The following is a 1,436-nucleotide window of genomic DNA, read 5'->3' as shown; positions in this document are numbered from 1 at the left end:
AATTCCTGTACGGCGGTGAGGACTCGGCCGGTGAGCGTGCGTACCTGCTCGGGCACGCCGCCGTCCGGCTCGGCCGTGGCATCCAGCTCACGCCAAGTGGCCCCCACAGCAGGCGAGCCGAGCGGCAACGGCACCCAGTCCACCCGGAACAGCGCGTCCCGCACCGCCGTTCCCTCACTCAGCTGCTCGGCGGAGACCTCGCGGTACACCAGGGACTCCACGCTCGCGACCGGGGCGCCCGCCGGGTCGGCCGCGGTCACCGAGAAGCCGTCCGCGCCGGCCGGTGCGATCCGCACCCGCAGGGTGGTGGCGCCCGTGGCGTGCAGCGCGACCCCGTTCCAGGCGAACGGCAGCCGGGTGCGGTCGTCACCGGCCCGGGACGGCGCGAACGCCGCCGCGTGCAGGGCCGAGTCCAGCAGCCCGGGGTGCAGTCCGAACCCCGCGGCCTGAGCCCGGTCCGCTTCGTCCAGGGCGACCTCGGCGAAGACCTCCTCACCGCGCCGCCACACCTTCCGCAGCGCGCGGAACAGCGGGCCGAACGCGAACCCGCCGTCCGCGAGCCGCTCGTAGAACCCGTCCACGGCCGCCGGCTCGGCACCGGCGGGCGGCCAGGCGGTCAGAGGTACGGCCGCCGTACCCGGTGCCGCCGTGAGCGTACCGGCGGCGTGCCGGGTCCACGGCGTGTCGCCGGTCGCCTCGTCGGAGCGTGAGTAGATCCCGAGCGTACGACGGCCCGAGCCGTCCTCGCCGGACACCACCACCTGGACGTGCACTCCGCCCTTGGCGGGCACCACCAGCGGTGCCTGGACGATCAGCTCCTCCAGGCGCGGACTGCCCGCCTCGTCGCCGGTGCGCACCGCCATCTCCACCAGCGCGGTGCCCGGCAGCAGCACGGTGTCCGCGATGGTGTGGTCGGCCAGCCACGGGTGCGTGGCGAGCGACAGCCGGCCGGTGGCCAGCACCCCGCCGGACTCCGGGAGCACCGACACCGCGCCGAGCAGCGGATGTCCCGCCGCCACCAGGCCCATCGACCCGGCGTCCCCGGCGGGCGCCACGGGCTCCAGCCAGTAGCGCTCCCGCTGAAAGGCGTACGTCGGCAACTGCACGGCGCAGGCGGGCTGTTCGCCGGCCAGCAGCGCCGTACGGTCCACGGTGACGCCGTGGGTGTGGAGGCCGGCGAGGGCCAGGGCGGCGGTGTAGGTCTCGTTCTGGTTGCGTCGTAGGGCGGGCGTGACGAGGGCGACACCGTCTTCCAGAGTCTGGGTGGTCATGGGGGTGAGGGCGGCGTCGGGGCCGAGTTCGAGATAGATGGAGGTGCCGGCCTGGCTGAGGGTCTGCATCGCGTCGGCGAAGCGGACGGCCTGGCGGGTGTGGCGGATCCAGTAGTCGGGGGTGAGGATGTCGTTGTCGGCGTGGGTGCCGGTGAGGGTGGAGAC

The 1,436-nt window shown here is 74.4% G+C and carries 1 protein-coding gene; it reads right to left on the bottom strand.

Annotated features, from left to right (window positions below; translation table 11 throughout):
- Positions 1-1,436, bottom strand: a 1,436-nt coding sequence (locus ACZ4W9_RS40290; protein ID WP_467944220.1) for a polyketide synthase dehydratase domain-containing protein, incomplete at both ends; no start/stop codon positions are given.

The organism is Streptomyces sp. NPDC029296 (assembly GCF_055569255.1).
The sequence above is the reverse complement of the archived record's forward strand: the minus strand, read 5'-3'. Positions and strand labels throughout refer to the sequence as shown.